At 55.2% G+C, this 15,871-nt stretch carries 15 protein-coding genes and 2 tRNA genes; 8 read left to right on the forward strand and 9 right to left on the reverse strand.

Going from position 1 to position 15,871, the window contains the following annotated elements:
* Window positions 1-45: 45 nt before the first annotated feature.
* Entirely contained in the window at window positions 46-966 is a 921-nt protein-coding gene (locus KIN_RS07880) for a sterol desaturase family protein (RefSeq protein WP_159805765.1), read from the reverse strand.
* An 85-nt stretch (window positions 967-1,051) separates the two neighbouring features.
* Here KIN_RS07880 and KIN_RS07885 point away from each other — a divergent pair, with 85 nt between their 5' ends.
* From KIN_RS07885 to KIN_RS07895, 3 genes are all read left to right on the forward strand, one after another.
* The gene (locus tag KIN_RS07885; protein ID WP_159805767.1) at window positions 1,052-1,675 is read left to right on the forward strand and encodes a TetR/AcrR family transcriptional regulator; all 624 of its coding nucleotides are present in this window, start codon (window positions 1,052-1,054) and stop codon (window positions 1,673-1,675) included.
* Window positions 1,672-2,742, forward strand: coding sequence for an alpha/beta hydrolase family protein (locus tag KIN_RS07890; RefSeq protein WP_159805769.1), 1,071 nt, complete (start codon window positions 1,672-1,674; stop codon window positions 2,740-2,742). Before KIN_RS07885 ends, KIN_RS07890 begins: the two co-directional genes overlap by 4 nt.
* Window positions 2,743-2,890: 148 nt before the next feature.
* Window positions 2,891-3,445: a P-loop NTPase family protein gene (locus KIN_RS07895; RefSeq protein ID WP_159805771.1), complete on the forward strand. Its 555-nt coding sequence runs from the start codon at window positions 2,891-2,893 to the stop codon at window positions 3,443-3,445.
* A gap of 89 nt (window positions 3,446-3,534) precedes the next feature.
* On the opposite strand, the gene KIN_RS07900 is transcribed toward KIN_RS07895, so the two are convergent.
* Window positions 3,535-4,431: a LysR family transcriptional regulator gene (locus KIN_RS07900; protein ID WP_159805773.1), complete on the reverse strand. Its 897-nt coding sequence runs from the start codon at window positions 4,429-4,431 to the stop codon at window positions 3,535-3,537.
* A 105-nt stretch (window positions 4,432-4,536) separates the two neighbouring features.
* Between KIN_RS07900 and KIN_RS07905 the strand changes: the two genes are divergently transcribed.
* On the forward strand, window positions 4,537-5,109 hold the full coding sequence (locus KIN_RS07905) for a nuclear transport factor 2 family protein (RefSeq protein ID WP_159805775.1): 573 nt from the start codon (window positions 4,537-4,539) through the stop codon (window positions 5,107-5,109).
* Window positions 5,110-5,220: 111 nt separating this feature from the next.
* On the opposite strand, the gene KIN_RS07910 is transcribed toward KIN_RS07905, so the two are convergent.
* From KIN_RS07910 to KIN_RS07925, 5 genes are all read right to left on the reverse strand, one after another.
* A complete protein-coding gene (locus KIN_RS07910; RefSeq protein WP_159805777.1) occupies window positions 5,221-6,624 on the reverse strand; it encodes an RtcB family protein in 1,404 nt (467 codons plus the stop codon).
* A 128-nt stretch (window positions 6,625-6,752) separates the two neighbouring features.
* Window positions 6,753-6,881, reverse strand: coding sequence for a hypothetical protein (locus KIN_RS22555; RefSeq protein ID WP_279285226.1), 129 nt, complete (start codon window positions 6,879-6,881; stop codon window positions 6,753-6,755).
* A 15-nt stretch (window positions 6,882-6,896) separates the two neighbouring features.
* A tRNA-Asn gene (locus tag KIN_RS07915) sits at window positions 6,897-6,971 on the reverse strand.
* Window positions 6,972-7,087: 116 nt separating this feature from the next.
* Window positions 7,088-7,164 (reverse strand) — tRNA-Pro (locus KIN_RS07920).
* Window positions 7,165-7,434: 270 nt separating this feature from the next.
* Window positions 7,435-8,991, reverse strand: coding sequence for a TROVE domain-containing protein (locus KIN_RS07925; RefSeq protein ID WP_159805779.1), 1,557 nt, complete (start codon window positions 8,989-8,991; stop codon window positions 7,435-7,437).
* Window positions 8,992-9,167: 176 nt separating this feature from the next.
* Here KIN_RS07925 and rtcR point away from each other — a divergent pair, with 176 nt between their 5' ends.
* Window positions 9,168-10,742 (forward strand): RNA repair transcriptional activator RtcR, encoded by a 1,575-nt coding sequence (rtcR, locus tag KIN_RS07930; protein WP_159805781.1) that lies wholly within the window; start codon window positions 9,168-9,170, stop codon window positions 10,740-10,742.
* Between the two features lie 256 nt (window positions 10,743-10,998).
* On the opposite strand, the gene KIN_RS07935 is transcribed toward rtcR, so the two are convergent.
* A complete protein-coding gene (locus tag KIN_RS07935; RefSeq protein WP_159805783.1) occupies window positions 10,999-11,712 on the reverse strand; it encodes a metallophosphoesterase family protein in 714 nt (237 codons plus the stop codon).
* A gap of 209 nt (window positions 11,713-11,921) precedes the next feature.
* A complete protein-coding gene (locus tag KIN_RS07940; protein WP_159805785.1) occupies window positions 11,922-12,374 on the reverse strand; it encodes an NUDIX hydrolase in 453 nt (150 codons plus the stop codon).
* A 306-nt stretch (window positions 12,375-12,680) separates the two neighbouring features.
* On the opposite strand from KIN_RS07940, the gene KIN_RS07945 reads away from it, so the two are divergent.
* From KIN_RS07945 to nusA, 3 genes are all read left to right on the forward strand, one after another.
* Window positions 12,681-13,319: a hypothetical protein gene (locus tag KIN_RS07945; protein ID WP_159805787.1), complete on the forward strand. Its 639-nt coding sequence runs from the start codon at window positions 12,681-12,683 to the stop codon at window positions 13,317-13,319.
* 344 nt (window positions 13,320-13,663) lie between these two features.
* Window positions 13,664-14,239, forward strand: coding sequence for a ribosome maturation factor RimP (gene rimP / locus KIN_RS07950; RefSeq protein WP_159807899.1), 576 nt, complete (start codon window positions 13,664-13,666; stop codon window positions 14,237-14,239).
* A 3-nt stretch (window positions 14,240-14,242) separates the two neighbouring features.
* Complete coding sequence (gene nusA, locus KIN_RS07955; RefSeq protein WP_159805789.1) at window positions 14,243-15,859, forward strand: transcription termination factor NusA; 1,617 nt, start codon at window positions 14,243-14,245, stop codon at window positions 15,857-15,859.
* Window positions 15,860-15,871 lie beyond the last annotated feature (12 nt).

Raw genomic sequence — 15,871 nt, forward strand, 5'->3', positions numbered from 1 at the left:
GAAGCCGCCAGAGATTTGACGAGGACTGGGATAGCCGTCATTGCTTCAACGGTCGCGGCATTCGTGAGTTGGACCATCCTGCTTCGTGTTTAGCGTCGTCGGGTTCTTGAAATAGTCAGGCCTCCAAGAGAGCCGCCCGAAACAGATCCAGAACCTGTCCTGCCAAGTCCGGCAGCGGGTCATGTCGCAAGCGATATTACGATATTCATTGAAGTTGATTGTGACCGGATTGTTGCTTTCGATATTCTCTGTCAGACCGTAGATGACCGCGTTTTCTTCGCGCTGAAACGTACCAAACAGCTTGTCCCAAAGCATAAGGACACCGCCAAAGTTCTTGTCGAGGTATTTGCCGTTCGATCCGTGATGGACGCGATGCACCGAGGGTGTGTTGAACACTTCATCGAGCCAACCCAGCTTGGAGACGTGTTCCGTGTGGATCCAGTGCTGGTACTGCGCGATAAGCACGATGCTGATGATGGCCTGAAAAGGGTTGAACCCGATCAGTATCATCGGGATGAGGAACATCCATTCGAAAAATCCTTCAACCCAACTCAGCCTGAAACCGACGGTAAGGTTATAGTCCTGAGATGAGTGGTGGACACTGTGGCTGGCCCAAAGGACGCGCCGCTCGTGCTCGATCCGGTGCATCCAATAATATGTGAAGTCAGCGGCCAAGAAGGCGAGCGCCCAAGACCACCATGTCATGGGCATTTCCCATGGCGTAAGCCAGTAGAACGGAAGCAATCCAAAAAACCCGATTGTGGCGATTGCGGTCGCTTCCAGAATCTGCGCCACCACGAAGATGGCGCAGTTGGCCGCCGTATCTTTCCAGCGGCGTTCTTTGCGGGTCGTCAGGTCGAGGATCACCTCAGCCAGTGTCAGCCCCATATTGATGACAAATATCAGGCCGACGACGGTCATGAACTGAGACATCTCGAACAACCCACTCAAGGTTTCAATGGTCATACAGGCTTTCCTCTCCTATCGGGCTATGTTACGAATCAATGAACGAACGTTCGTTCATTATTTGTTGATTTGATGGGAGGTCAACATGGATGACGCCGATGCGAAGAAAGGCAGGCGGGAGCTGGCATCGGAAGCTCGCCAGAAATTGCTGATGGATGCCGCTATCAAATGCTTCGCCGAAAAAGGGATCGCGCGGACCAGCATGCGTGACATCGCGGCCCAGGCCGGGGTCAGCATCGGCAATCTCTACAATCACTTTCCCGGTCGCGACGATCTTATCGCGGAAATCGCGAAGATGGAAAAGGAAGGAGTGACCGAAATAATCGAGGCGGTCGCCGCCTGCACGCACCGCCGGCGCGCGGTCGAAACCTTCGTGACGGCGTATTTCACCTATTGCGCGGAGCCTATCTCGGCCGTCCTGACCATCGAAATCACATCAGAGGCGCTGCGCAATCCTGCCATCGGCGGGCTGTTCAGCGGCACCCGCGACATGCTCGTAAGTTGTCTGACGGATGCGATAGCTTTGGGCGAGCCCAAACCGAGCCATGCGGACGCAAAACGGCATCATGAGATGGCCGGAATGGTCATCGATACCATTGAGGCATTCGCCGTAAGACTGGGCCTTGGTGGCAAACGGCCCGGCAAGCGGGAAAGGGACATGCTGCTCTCCTTCATCAATCGTGCCCTCTCCGATGATCTTGCGCGATGATGCGGCGTATTTTCCGGATGCTTGGCGCAGTCGCTTTGGTCTTCGTGTTCGTTGTCGGCGCGACGCTCATTATATCGGGTGTTGGCGACTTTGACGTGCCATCTGCCCCGAAGCGCGACATCTCTTTCAAGAACGGCGACACCGATCTGCACGGGACGTTTGTTGCTGGCTCCGAAAGCGGTCCCATTGTGCTGATCGTGCATGGTGACGGCGCGCAGGACCGTTGGTCGGACGGGTACGCCCTGCCGTTGGTCAACGCGCTCGTTGAGGCAGGACTTTCGGTGTTTAGCTGGGACAAACCCGGTACCGGCACCTCTACAGGAAACTGGCTGCACCAGACGATGCAGGACCGTGCAGCAGAAGTCAGCGCAGCACTTGCCGCGATCCGCAATCTACCCGGTGCACAGGATAGATCAGTTGGGCTTCTTGGTTTTTCGCAGGCCGGTTGGGTACTGCGACGCGTGCCGTCCATGACCGACGGCGCGGACTTCATGATCCTTATTGGGGCAGCTATAAACTGGCAGGATCAGGAGCGCTATTTCACATCCGTGCGACTATCATTGGAAGGGAAGCCCGCTGAGAGCATCGCGGCAGAGCTGGATCGACAGGCCGTCGACAACCAGCACTGGTTCGGTGGCGGCGGATCATATCAGGATTTTGTACGCGCAGAGCGGGCTGCAGGACGCCGTGCGGCGGATATCCCTTCGAAAGACCGGTTCCATTTCATCCGCCAAAACCGCGCCGAAGACGCGCGCGCGGACATTGACCTGCTGACGCTGCCGCTCCTTGTTCTTATGGGTGCAGAGGACCTGAACGTGGATCCGCAAGAGACGGTTTCTGTATATCGTGACCTTATTGGTGGGGACCATCCGCGCAATGCAATTCAATTGATCCCCCAGGCAACCCATTCGCTGCTGGATGCCCAACACTACAACTACCAACTTCCGGACCAATGGTCTTTGATGGCACAGATCAGGTTCGCCTTGGCCGGGCGTAAAGCATACCAAGACGGAGTGATCCAAACGATTGCCGAGTGGATCAACACTGCAACGAGCAAAACGCCATGATTTCAGGCGCGCGCGTCCATTTGACAAATGGGTGTCGCGATATGGATCGCCTTGCAACCGCATCGCGAAGAGACCCTAAAATGTGCCATCTGCAACCCGTTAGGCTTGGTTCGTTGAGCCTTGGAAACCTAAGGATGCGCTAAGTCCCATGTCCCGGTTATCCCAAGTTAGAGTGTATATTTTTGGAGCATCAGGCACCGGGACAACGACCCTCGGTGCGAGCGTTGCGTCTGAATTGTCATTGCCGCATATCGACAGCGATGACCATTATTGGGCACCGGTGGAGCCGCCTTTTTCTGCAAAAAGGGCGCTTCAGGATCGGATCGCCTCAATGTCAAAGGCCCTAGGGGATGAAGGTTGGGTCCTTTCCGGTGCTTGCCATGGATGGGGCAAAAACCTGATCGACCAAGCTTCCTTGATTGTGTTTATGACTCAGCCGACCCCCATACGGATAGAGCGCCTGCGCGCGCGTGAAAAAGCCCGTTTCGGCAATCGGATCGATGAAGGGGGGGACATGTTTGAAATCCACAAAGACTTCATCGCATGGGCAAAGGGATACAATGCCCCCGGTTTTCACGGACGCAATCTCGCCGCACATGAGAAATGGCTGGATGACCAGTCAACACCTGTTTGTCGCATCGCGGGCCCTCAGGGTCTTGAGGAGGCCAGAGACATCGTCTTGGCAGCACTTGACGGAGTCTGAGGAACGGCGGCTTGGCTTGGGCTGATCGATTACGCGACGTCTTGCGCTCTGTGCAGACTTCAGCTGCATCTTGCGCAAGGCGAAATTTTTCAGTCAGGCTTCAGCGCGTCTTTAACCTGTTGCTTCAACCAATCCAGTCCCATGTCTCCTTTTCGGCGTGGATGATGGCTCATCATAACAGCGAAGCCGGGTTGATCGAAGGGTGGCGCAGTTCTGTCCAGCAGATGGTCAAACAGCATTGCGACAGTCTCGGGGATGACGGCAATGTGGTTCGAGCGCGCGATAACCTCGGGTGCCATCAAAAAGCCAGCCGCTGAAACCACAACCTGCCGAGATCGACCCATTTTCGCAAGTTGCTCATCTACAGGTCCGCGAAAGGCCGCCTCATTCAGCGCGATCAAAACATGCGTTAGACTGCAAAACGTATCGAGGTCGAGCGGCCCTGTCCCTCTCGGATGATCCTTACGCTGAACGGCAACAAAGCGTTCATCGAACAGCTTCTGGGCGATTGCCTCAGGTGGGGTCGTTCCCACCGAAGTGATCAGCAGATCAATCCGGTCGTTTTCCATTCCTGTCCACACGTCCGCGCCGGGGATCATCGCGATGCGCACGTTAGGTGCGGTCGTCGCGACCCGGTCCATGATTTTGGTTGTAATCGCAGCGTGCAGGAAGTCCGGGGCCGCAATCCGAAAGTCACGATCAGACGTTGCAGCGTCAAAGCCAATTCCATCACGGATCAAAGCGCCAAGGTCAGACAGCAGCTGATGTAAAGGGTTTTGCAGCGCCTCCGCGCGCGGTGTCGGGACCATACGCCGCCCCGATTGCACGAGCAGCGGATCATCAAACAGATCGCGCAACCGCGCGAGCTGAGTTGAAAGCGCAGGCTGGCTGATGCCGAGTTTTTCCGCTGCGCGGCTCACATTACGTGTTGCGAGCAACGTATCCAAAGACACCAGCAAGGGAAGGTCAGAGCGAGATATATTCATTTAGACTATAGTTATTATACAAATCATCAATTTCAAATACACATTGGGAGATATCATCTTTGTCTCAATCGAGACGCAGACCACATCAAAACAGGAGGCCAACAAATGAAAACGCGTCTTGCCTCCACAGCATCCGGGATGGCGCGATCATGGAAAGCGGGCACGCCGAAAAATTCTAAACGCTATCTACAAAAGGAACATCACATGTTGCGCAATCTCCTTCTCGCGACCTCATTCGCCGCACTCACATCCACAACAGCAGCACAGGCAGAGGATATCATGCAGACACAGATCCAGATCGAGGACAGCGTCGAGCCTGCGACCGTTCACGGTTGGGTTTCGACCTATTTTGAAGGCACCCGTAGCATGGATGCTGGTCAATGGGCCTCAGCCTTTGCACCCGATGCGGTGCTGGACGATCCGGTCGGCTTTCCGGTCAAGGACACATCCGAAGCCATTCTTGCCACGGGCGAAGGCTTTGTCGGCGCGTTCGAGAGCATCGGGCTTTACGAGAGTTTCGTGCATGTCGTTGGTCTCGAGGCTGTCGCGAAATGGCAAGGCAGGGGCGTGACACCTGATGGCACGGAAGTCACGTTTGATGGGATCAACCATTTCACCTTTAACGAAGATGGCCAGATCGTCCTCCTCCGTGGTTTTTTTCAGCCTCCCGGTCAGTAATTTGACCATGAACGAAAAGAACAAGGCCCCTACAAGAAGGCTACTTTGTTTTCAGCTGGGACAACGATTTCGTCCAGGTTACAGATCCTTTCTCTTTGTTGCAGGCCCGCACTAAGCGCGCCTGCCCTTCTTTTTCTTGTTTAGCCAGAACGGCGGCACATCGCCTGCCATCATGCAACCGTAGGGATCGATGTAGTCAACCACCTCGGCCAGGCCAAAGCTGTCGATCTGACGCACAACCGATCCGGCATTCTTGTAAGACGACGGCAATTCGGAGGCATCAATCCCGCCAGCCGGAAACCGGATATCAAGCCCTTCTGTCTCTGCCGCCAAAGCCTGCTCTGCTGTCATTTTACCCATCCGACGCTTATGCTCAGAGCGCGAGAAGTTCCGCCCGGCCCCGTGAGGTGAGAATCCCAATGCGTGATCAGCATCCTTGCCGCGCACAACCAAAACAGGCTCTGACATGTTCAGTGGGATCAACGTCAACCCGGTGGCGTCAGCAGCATAGTCGCTCCATGCGGGTGTCGCCCCTTTGCCGTGATAGTAAAGGTCGCCCCTTTTGAAGACGAAGTTATGTTCGTTCCAGAACCGATCACCCGGCTCCGCCTTGGACCCTTCGACCGTCGCTTGATGGATGGCGTTGTGGTTAGCCTTGGTCCATTTGCGGATAAGTTGCAAAGCCGCCCAGTAGTCCTGACCGTCTTCGGTATCCGCCGGGATCCATGCATTTTGCTTGAGCGTCTTAGGTGACAACTTGCGGCGATATCTCTCCGCCACTTCCATCCCAAGCTTGTAAAGAATCGCCCCTGGTCCGCGGGAACCATGATGGGTGACAATGGCCGTCCGTCCGGTATTTCGGGATTTACCCACAAACAGGAAATGGTTGCCGTCGCCTTGGGTACCCAGATGTTCGACCGCCATACGCAATATCTTGGGATTGTTCAGGAAACGGTTTTCCCGAAACGCGTCCATCAGGTTTTGCGACAAGGTAAAGCGCCTGCCGTTCTGTCGCCCACCGGGGCCGAAATGCGTAACCTTTTCGGCAGCATCCAACACCGTCTTTGGGTCAGCCTCGCCCAAGTCCGTCATCATGACAGAGCAACAGATATCAGCCGAGTGCATACCCGGATGGATCGCATTTTTAGCCGCGACAACACCGCCCACAGGGATCGTGCCAAGGGGGCCAGCAGGGCATGCATCTGGCATCACAGCAGCCGAAACAACCGTTGGCGTCCGGATGACGGCAGTCATCGTCTCGCGCACTTTGGCAAGGTTTTTGACTTCATCTTCGTCTTCAGAGGCTTCGATATTGAAGTGAAACGGGACATCGCCTGCGTTTTGCAGTGGTACGTGGGGCGGTGGTTTCATACCCTCCAGCTTGGCGCGGATCTGATCCTCGCCATAGCCAGCGGCCTGACCCGCCTGAGCGATTTCCAGGAGGCGGCCGAACTCCTTGCCAGGGATATGTCCCCAAGCCTTGAGCGTTTCGCCAGTGATCTCTGTCTGCGCCATTGTTTTTTCTCCAGCAGCTTTCTCTTCAATTTTCAAATATTCAGTCGGCACACGGTCAGTCAGCCAAACGCCGTTGTCCGACTGATAAAATGCATGCCCTGCTTTGTGCATCTTGCCCGCATCAATCATCAGAATGACCGGTGCGCCATGATCGCTGGCAAGGTCGCCTCTGCCGTACCGTGATAGAGTTCGACAGGAGGTGTTACCGCATCGCCCCCCAGATCAACGGCTATCGAATGACCCTGGGCTGTGAACAAACCACCTTCCAATATTGGCTCGACTGGCTGGGGTCGAACCAGCGACATCCTGATTAACAGTCAGGCGCTCTACCACTGAGCTACAGCCGAATGGGGGAGGACAAGATGATGTGAGACGTTTCCCCCAGATGAGTTAGCATCTGGTTCGGCGTGGCTCGAACACGCTTTCAACCGATGTAGTCCCACAGGCATTCCTCCTGTTTCGTTGGTCAGGGATGGAGGATTTGAACCTCCGACCTCCGCAGTCCAAGTGCGGCGCTCTGCCGGTCTGAGCTAATCCCTGTACATTTGGTCCCCGGCGACAAGGGAAGGGTGAAACGTTACGCGCTCTGCCAACTGAGCTATCCTGCCACATGGTTGCAGGAGTGGGACTCGAACCCACGACCTCGACATTATGAATGTAGTTCCAACCAGCATTCGCCGGGTTTCATTCCCTTCTAATTGAATCGGCGTCCTACGATCATTTGGACGACAAGGCGTGACGTGACCCACGCATCTCCGAGAGTTTCTATTCCTTTGGTTGGGTCAGGCGATCACCGCCTGACCCACATGTTTAGACCTCGACTGCCGCGATCTGGCCGACCCAGTGATCTGGTCCCATCTCACCGCTTGCAAAGGCGGCGATCTGGTCGAAAACCATGTCCGAGAACCCGCCGATGTTCAGAACATCATCGCGTTCCTTGGCTTGCGTCGTCCCATATGGGGCGATGTCGATGCAGACCAGTTTGGCCTTTGGGTTCCGCTTTTTCAGCTTCTCCCACACTTGCATCATCGCCGTCCCGGCGTTGCCGTATCGGTTATGCGCCCAGGACTCGTTGTCCGAAACGATGATTACCAGATCAGCGGCACGCCCCTTCTTAAGCAGCCATTCCAGCGGTGCCGCACAGTTGGTCCCGCCGCCCCACTGATCCGCCAAACGCGCTGCGTTCGTCAGGATCGTGTCACGCGGTTCCAGTCGCATATCGCGGACCTTCACCTCGAACGGCAGCACCGTTGCAGACGGGTTTCGCCGCAGCACAGCCGCCGAGACAAGGCCCGCGACATCCACAAACCGCGTCGCCGTTGTGGCCCCTTTTCGGTAGCCGGTCACAGCGCCGGACATGGACCCGGACACATCAGGGGCGACAACAACCTGCCCGCGGAGCTTTGGTACGTTTTGTACCGCAAGCTCCATAGCGTCATGCAGCGCATCCCGGATGTCGGATGGCATATCCGCTGACATCGCTTGGTAAGCCGTCATCAGCTGATACGGGAAGACCCGTGCCTTTGCGATCAAATCTGGGTTCCGCAAACGATCCGCAATCAATTTGCGCATCGTCGGCAGAGCCAGAACCCCGTGCCGCAGGAATGTGTTCAGATTCATGCGGGTCATCTGCCATGATGCGTTTTCAGCGATCCCTGCCCATTGTTTCGTGGACAGCTCAAGCTGTGTCAGCATCTGGAACGGTACGTCAGGCACATGGCCATGTCCCGTCTTTCTGAACCGCAGGTAATCCTGCACATTTTCCGGCAACAGCGCCAACTCACATGGTTTCCCGATGATCCAAGCAAACAAAGCTTCGCGGGCTTTGTTTCCCGGTTTTGGGTGCGCCATCTTGATCACGTCCGCCAACGACGGATCGTTCCCAACGTTCGCAAGCAACAGCGCCCGGTCGGACGCATCCGTCAGCCAGTTGGCGACCATCCGCTTTGGCGCGGAGCCCAGCGATTTCCGCCCCGTTTGTCCAGACCGCATGATCTGCACGAAGGTCCGCAGCATTTTTCCGTTGTCGATGACACGCGGGAATGCGGCTTGGAATAGGATCGGGTCACGCCCGGCGAGCACCGCCAAAAGCAGGGCTGGCATATCCTTCATATGTCCAGACCGGCGTGTGTAGATTGCGGCCTTCGCAAGGAAGGACGGATCGACTTTGCCAGCCAACTCCAACGTGCGCGCCAGTTCCCGCATCGGGTCCTGGTAATATGTTTGCCCGAATGTCCCGGTCATGGCGACCTGGGCCAAGGCATGTGCATCAGAGTATGCGTAGGCCGGTGCCCCTGCAGCGTTTTTTGCAGTGGCTGCCGGAAGCAACCGGCCTTTCATCGATGCAAACACGGATTTGTTTGCCATTGTTTTCGTCCTTCTTGCGTTTCAGTGAGGCTATTTTCAGTGAATTCATCCGATGTAAGAAGGAAAAATATTTTTGGGATAAAATATTGTTTTTATTATATAATTTTCGAAAGGATGAAATTTTATGGTAAAATACAGAGATTTACATATCGTAATTTATCCATATAGATAGCCAGATGAAAAAGAATGTTGTGATTGGCTTTTTGGGTACGAATCTCGATGCGGGCAAGCGCCGACGTTGGCGTCCTTCTGTCCAAATAAATGATCATCCCGATTTTCCCATTGCCCGACTGGAGCTGATCCATGACCCCCGCTGGGCCGGGCTCGGTACCAAAATCAAGGCCGCGGTAACTGGCCGGCACCCCGAAACCGAAGTGCTGTTGCATCAGATCGCCATCCGAAATCCTTGGGATTTTGAAGAAATGTACGGCGCGATGTTCGATTTCGCCCGCGACTATGGGTTTGATGACGAACGGGAGGATTATCATGTTCATCTGACCACAGGCACACATGTTGCCCAGATTTGCTGGTTCCTGCTGACCGAGGCCCGTCATCTCCCGGCCAAGCTGGTTCAGACTGGGCCGCCCCGCGGTGAGGACACCGGCCCGGGCACCTTGCAGATCGTCGATCTGGACCTGTCGAAGTACAATGCCCTGCAACAACGCTTTGATCTGATCACCAAGGAATACAACACTCTGCTGAAAGGCGGGATTGATACGCGAAACGCGGCCTTCAACACCATGATCGACAGAATGGAGGTCGTGACGTCAAATTCTGACGCGCCTTTGTTGTTGGTAGGCCCAACAGGTGCGGGCAAGTCGGATCTTGCCACGCGTCTTTATGAACTCAAACTCCAACGCCGCCGGATCAAAGGGCGACTGGTCCATGTAAATTGTTCTACCCTTAAGGGCGAAAGGGCAATGTCCACACTGTTTGGGCATCGCAGGCAGGCCATACCGGGGGCCGCTGCGGACCGGCAGGGCTTGCTGCGGGAGGCGGATGGCGGTGTTTTATTCCTCGATGAGATCGACGAGCTGGGCCTTGATGAGCAGGCAATGATCCTACACGCGATTGAGACGGGAAAGTATTTCCCGCTCGGGTCCGACTTTGAAGTCACGAGCCGGTTTCATCTGATCGCTGGAGCGGGCCGTAACCTGGCAGAGCTGGTTGCCGCAGGAAAATTCCGCGCTGACCTTTTTGCACGTCTGAACCTTTGGACTTTCAATCTGCCTGCTCTGCGTGACCGCCCAGAGGACATCACCCCCAATATCGCGTTTGAACTCTCGCGCGTCGAAAAACTGCTGGGCACCCGTGTCACCTTCAATGCAGATGCACAAGCGACCTATCACAAGTTTGCGACCGACCCCGGCACATTGTGGCCTGGAAACTTTCGCGATCTGAGTGCATCCGTTCAACGAATGTGCACCCTTGCGCCGCGGGGGCGGATCACGCTCGCTATGGTTGAGGCAGAAATAGCAACCATCAAAAGCACTTGGGCCGAGGCGAGCCAAGACACTGACATGCAGTTGCTGACCACGCATCTTGGATCCGATGCTACACATATTGATGAATTCGACCGCGTCCAATTGGCAGCCGTCATCCGTGTTTGCCAGCAAAGCGCAAGCGTCAGTGCCGCTGGACGACGGCTTTTTGCAGCGTCGCGGGCGAACAAAACCAGCCGCAATGATGCTGATCGACTGCGCAAATACCTTGATAGGTTTGGGTTAGATTGGGCCACATGCAAAGGGTAATTGCTGCGCGCACGTCGATACAAGTGGGCAGCAACTAACCTTACGAGCAATCCAATGCATGGTCGCTTCCGCAAGAGCGATCTGTCGCCGTCAACATTCAATACTTTCTCAAAGCCAACATTGATCTCGGGCCGTATAGTGAACTTACGCGAGTTATCAGAATGCTTTGGCCGAACTCAGAGATGCGCCAGACTGCAGCTATGCGGGACCGGGGCCCTCTTTCGGTACGACTGCGCCAATGGCGGCTTTCGGTAGTCTAGCCAGTTTTTCCGGGCCGACCGACTGCGCGCAAGAAAACCGGAGCAGTGTTTCCATCCAAAACAGCGGCGGTCAGCAGCCCGTTCGAAGTTGCACCTGTGTCGATGCAGATCCGATTGGCCTTTATCACAGGTTCGTCGCCGGGCGTATGACCGTGTACGACTACGTATCCGTGGTTCTCTTCGCTATCTAGGAAGCGCGATCTGATCCAAAGCATATCTTTGGGTTGCTGTTCATCAATTGGCACGCCCGGAGCGATCCCGGCATGAACAAAGAAGTAAGGTTCGATGGTTCTGTAGAGCGGTCGCGATTTCAGCCAAGCAACTCTTTCTTCACCCAAGCATGCGCGAAGCTCGTCGGGATCATAACCGCCAAAACGAAGAGACATGCCAAAAGACGCAAGTGTTTCCTCACCTCCGTTGGAAAGCCAAGTGTACCAAGCTTGTCGATTGTCCGTCGCAAGACATTCTAGCAACATCGCTTCATGATTTCCTAGAAGGCATGTCAACTGAAAGTCGCCTACGCCCGACATAAGCCGATCAATGACTTCGCGACTATGTGCGCCACCATCTACGTAGTCACCTACGTGGATCAATTCGGCATCCCGGCCCGCGTGCATTAGTTGGTGGTAGTCGCAGATGTGCTCGTGCAAGTCGCGAAGCAAGTCGTCCCGACCGTGAACGTCGCCAACAGCGTAGATTATCTTGTCCATGATTTCAGATTAGAAGCTCTACAGAGGCAATACCATCATCTTGAACAGACGTTCGTACACAGGGCAGCGTCCGGTAAAAATAGCTCGAAGAGGGCATCTAACGCTTTCTTTTGAGGCGCGACCCACGCCGCTATACCGGCCTTACGGATCAGGCTGGCTTTCATTGATATCTGGTGGACGCCCGCTTTCTGGCCAAATTTTGCTAAAGTTCAGTCTGTAATTTCTCTGACAGACATTAGGCCAATGCCAAAGTCGACGACTTCAACTCTGTTCAGATGTTGGACGTCTTCCGGTAAAAACCAAGCAGCGTCCACGGTAGTATCATCGTCACTGAAATCTCGCTTGAGGTCTCCGGAGCAATTGCGCGCCTCAAAAATCAAACGTAGTGCGAGACCGGGTTGTCCGAATTCGGACGCACCCGCTTCAAACCACTCGGACTGTGCACCCAACAAGGGCCCGATATCCGCGTCGAGACCAGTTTCTTCCTTTAGTTCACGCATCGCAGTTTCATGTGCCTGCTCACCCCATTTCATGCCACCGCCCGGCAATGTCCAGTCACCCGATTTTGGATGACCGAACTTCTGAAATCGCGTGAGTAAAACCCGGCGTTGCAAATCGAAAGCGACGACGTATGCAGCGGCCCTTTGCCACTCATGGTGCATCAGCGCCTCCTTCCAACGCAGCCCATCGGCGCGCTCATTCGAACGTCAAAACAGACATTGGCGGCAGTGCAGCTTTCTTGCAAGTAGGGCTCGCTCCAGACGTCAGCTGCAAGGTATTCATGGACGCCAAAGCGGGACAAAGGAGGCATTCACTGCGTTCGCCCCAATGGCGGATTTGGAGCTTGGTACCGCAGAAGGCGGATTTCAAAACTTCGTAGCTGAATCTGTGCGACATTTATGGGAAGCTTCCAGTAGTAAATGCTGTCGAGCGTTGTTCAACCGAAGTGACATCAGCAAGGAGCTGCAATGGTTCGCTTTCTATCTTCAGCTGTGTTGCTTTTTGGTCTTGCCTCATGTGCAGACCAGCAAGTGGCGGACAAAGAAACCATGGCCGTAATGCCTCCCACGGGGAGCGTCGAGGCGGCGCGTCTTGTTTCAGTCTTTAATGAGGCGTGCCTGTCGCACTTTCCAAACGATGAAGCAATTGTTGCCGCTTTCCAGAGTTCAGGCTTCTCAATCGTAGAAGAACCACTAGACGATTTTGAGCATGATTTTTGGCGGCTCTCAAATGGTGAAGGAGACTTATCAGCTATTTCCGGTCGGTCGATACTTTGGTGGCATGGCCCTGATGGCGAGGGCGGTGCCGATCAAATTCATATCTGCCATGTTGATGCAGAATTGTCTGATCCGGAACTCGTGGAAAGCGCATTGGAAGACCTCATGAATTCTACTGGAGAAAGAGTTGAGCTATTTCAGAGTGAAAAAGTATCAAGCTTGCGCCAAGGTACTATGCGGAATTCCTTTGGGGTCTTCCAAGTTTCGTTTAGCCAATCGAAAGTGGTTAGAAAAACCTATCAGGGAAAACGACCCGAAGAGTGCGATGGACTGGAGAAATGTCTCATATGGGGGCGGTCAGAATTGAAAATTGAACGCGTGAACTCCTGATGAGCAGAAATCCGATTCAATTAATAACGATACGCATCCTTGGAGGCACGGCTAAAGACTTCCGGATAAAGACGTTTGCAGGCAACGCGACCCGGATAACTCTGGGCTCCCGACAGACACGCGCCGGCCCAACGATCAATCCCAGCTGAGGCCAATTCCCGGACGGCAGTCCGATAAAAGTCCGACGGAAGTCCGATACTTTTCCGATGATGGATTTTTGGCCCCTTGCAGACTCAGGGGTGGGTGCGTATATCCGTCTTAACAGCGGCGCGCTGGGGTCCACACTCAGCGCCCACCGGGAAACATCAACGGGCCGCGCGCCCGTTTTTTTGTTGTTGGAACACATGTCCGATCTGATCGCCAAAGCTGCCATCGACCGCCGTCTCGCCGAGATCGTCCAGCCCGCCATCGAAGGTCTGGGATACGAGTTGGTGCGGATCCGGCTGATGACCGGCAAAGAGGCGATCCTGCAAATCATGGCCGAAAAGCCTGAAGGCGGGATCGAGGTAGACGATTGCGCCAAGATCTCGACCGAGGTCAGCGCGGTGCTGGATGTGGAAGATCCGATCGCGGACAACTATACGCTGGAGGTGTCATCCCCCGGCATCGACCGCCCTTTGACGCGGCTCAAGGATTTCGACGTCTGGGAAGGCTACGAGGTGAAGCTGGAAACCGACGAGATGATCGACGGACGTCGCCGCTTCAAAGGCGAGCTTGCCGGAACGGACGGCGATGAGGTTCTGATCAATATCGAAGAAGGCACGGTCGGATTGAAGTTCGAGTGGTTGTCAGAGGCCAAGCTGGTTCTGACGGATGAGTTGATCCGAGATGTTTTGAAGTCCCGCAAGGACGCGGGCGCTATAGATGAAACCCAGTTCGACGAAGTACAGGAAATCGTCGACGGTGAGGAGGAAAAGTAAGACATGGCAATCACATCCGCCAACCAGCTGGAACTGTTGCAAACCGCAGAGGCCGTCGCCCGCGAGAAGATGATCGACCCAGAACTGGTCGTTGAAGCAATGGAAGAAAGCCTCGCCCGCGCCGCGAAATCCCGTTATGGGGCCGAGCTGGACATCCGCGTGTCCATCGACCGCAAGACTGGCAAGGCGACCTTCACCCGCGTGCGGACTGTGGTGGAAGACGACATGGTCGAGAATGACCGCGCGGAGCTGACGGTCGAGCAAGCCAAGGATTACAAGGACGATCCCGCGGTCGGCGACGAGTTGATTGACGAAGTCCCCCCCGTAGAAATGGGTCGGATCGCCGCGCAATCGGCCAAGCAGGTCATCCTGCAGAAGGTGCGCGAAGCCGAACGGGATCGCCAGTACGAGGAATTCAAGGACCGTGCAGGCACGATCATTAATGGTCTGGTCAAGCGCGAAGAGTACGGCAATGTCATTGTCGATATCGGTCGGGGTGAAGCCATCCTACGCCGTAACGAAAAGATCGGTCGCGAAGCGTACCGCCCGAACGACCGCATCCGCGTTTACATCAAGGACGTGCGCCGCGAACCCCGCGGTCCTCAGATCTTCCTGAGCCGAACCGCGCCGGAGTTCATGGCCGAACTGTTCAAGATGGAAGTGCCCGAAATTTATGACGGCATCATTGACATCAAGGCAGTGGCTCGCGACCCCGGATCCCGCGCGAAGATCGCCGTGATTTCATATGACAACTCCATCGACCCCGTTGGTGCCTGCGTTGGTATGCGTGGCTCCCGCGTTCAGGCGGTTGTGAATGAGCTTCAAGGGGAAAAAATCGACATCATCCCGTGGAACGAGGATCAACCGACCTTCCTCGTGAACGCGCTTCAGCCTGCGGAAGTCAGCAAAGTTGTTCTGGACGAAGAAGCCGAGCGAATTGAAGTTGTCGTTCCCGAAGAACAGCTGTCGCTGGCCATCGGGCGGCGTGGCCAGAACGTACGGCTCGCCTCGCAACTGACCGGCCTCGACATCGACATCATGACCGAGGAAGAAGAAAGCGCGCGTCGTCAGGCCGAGTTTGAAGAGCGTACGAAACTCTTCATGGACACGCTCGATCTGGACGAGTTCTTTGCACAGCTTCTGGTCTCCGAAGGCTTCACTTCTCTGGAGGAAGTCGCCTATGTGGAAGTTGACGAACTTCTTGTCATCGACGGCGTGGACGAGGACACAGCCAGCGAGTTGCAGGCCCGGGCCCGCGATTTCCTTGAAGCGCAAAACAAGAAGGCCCTCGAGCATGCGCGCGAGCTTGGTGCAGAGAACAGCCTTATTGATTTCGAAGGGCTAACACCCCAGATGGTAGAAGCGCTGGCAGAAGACGATGTGAAAACACTCGAAGATTTCGCCACGTGTGCAGATTGGGAATTGGCAGGCGGCTGGACCACGGTCGATGGCGAGCGAGTCAAAGACGACGGTGTTCTGGAAAAGTTCGACGTCAGCCTCGAAGAAGCTCAAACACTTGTGATGACGGCGCGTATTCAATTGGGCTGGGTTGATCCGGCTGATCTGGTATCTGAAGAGGAAGAGACAGAAGAAGACGCAACCGAGGAGGTCGAGGCCTGATCCAGGCCTCGA

It is taken from the genome of Litoreibacter roseus, from assembly GCF_009811795.1.
GTDB lineage: Bacteria > Pseudomonadota > Alphaproteobacteria > Rhodobacterales > Rhodobacteraceae > Litoreibacter > Litoreibacter roseus.

Coding starts and splice junctions, on each gene's coding strand:
- rimP (WP_159807899.1), top strand. CDS start 13,664: ATGTCCGATCTGATCGCCAAAGCTGCCATCGACCGCCGTCTCGCCGAG.
- KIN_RS07900 (WP_159805773.1), bottom strand. CDS start 4,431: ATGAATATATCTCGCTCTGACCTTCCCTTGCTGGTGTCTTTGGATACG.
- KIN_RS07885 (WP_159805767.1), top strand. CDS start 1,052: ATGGATGACGCCGATGCGAAGAAAGGCAGGCGGGAGCTGGCATCGGAA.
- KIN_RS07935 (WP_159805783.1), bottom strand. CDS start 11,712: ATGGACAAGATAATCTACGCTGTTGGCGACGTTCACGGTCGGGACGAC.
- rtcR (WP_159805781.1), top strand. CDS start 9,168: ATGAAAAAGAATGTTGTGATTGGCTTTTTGGGTACGAATCTCGATGCG.
- KIN_RS07910 (WP_159805777.1), bottom strand. CDS start 6,624: ATGGCGCAGACAGAGATCACTGGCGAAACGCTCAAGGCTTGGGGACAT.
- KIN_RS07905 (WP_159805775.1), top strand. CDS start 4,537: ATGAAAACGCGTCTTGCCTCCACAGCATCCGGGATGGCGCGATCATGG.
- KIN_RS07940 (WP_159805785.1), bottom strand. CDS start 12,374: ATGCACCATGAGTGGCAAAGGGCCGCTGCATACGTCGTCGCTTTCGAT.
- KIN_RS07925 (WP_159805779.1), bottom strand. CDS start 8,991: ATGGCAAACAAATCCGTGTTTGCATCGATGAAAGGCCGGTTGCTTCCG.
- nusA (WP_159805789.1), top strand. CDS start 14,243: ATGGCAATCACATCCGCCAACCAGCTGGAACTGTTGCAAACCGCAGAG.
- KIN_RS07945 (WP_159805787.1), top strand. CDS start 12,681: ATGGTTCGCTTTCTATCTTCAGCTGTGTTGCTTTTTGGTCTTGCCTCA.
- KIN_RS07895 (WP_159805771.1), top strand. CDS start 2,891: ATGTCCCGGTTATCCCAAGTTAGAGTGTATATTTTTGGAGCATCAGGC.
- KIN_RS07890 (WP_159805769.1), top strand. CDS start 1,672: ATGATGCGGCGTATTTTCCGGATGCTTGGCGCAGTCGCTTTGGTCTTC.
- KIN_RS07880 (WP_159805765.1), bottom strand. CDS start 966: ATGACCATTGAAACCTTGAGTGGGTTGTTCGAGATGTCTCAGTTCATG.